We start from the raw sequence: 316 nt of genomic DNA on the forward strand, positions 1-316 counted from the left end.
GTGGTGTAACCGGCGGGGTCGGTGATGCTGATGAGGTTGCCGCGCTTGTCGTAATCGTAGGCGGTAATCCTGCCTGCAGGATCGTTGACGGTAATCGGCAGGTTGAGGGTTTCGTGGTAGTCGATTTGAGTGCTGCTGCCGTCCGGGGCGGTGATGGCGATGACATTGCCTTCGGTATCGTAGAGATAGCGGGTTTCGCGTCCGAGGGGGTCGCGTTCTACGGTAATGCGGCCATAGTCGTCGCGTTCGCTGTCGCTGCGTTGTCCGTCGGCGTCGATGCGGTAGACGAGTTCGCGGTTTTCGTCGAAACCGTACA

The 316-nt window shown here is 59.5% G+C and carries 1 pseudogene; it reads right to left on the reverse strand.

The features are described from left to right. Positions 1-316 (reverse strand): annotated as a pseudogene (locus ACTHSA_RS10820) (RHS repeat protein); the annotation flags it as partial.

Origin of the sequence: Neisseria sp. P0008.S002, assembly GCF_051962805.1 — a bacterium.
Classification (GTDB): Bacteria; Pseudomonadota; Gammaproteobacteria; order Burkholderiales; family Neisseriaceae; genus Neisseria; species Neisseria perflava.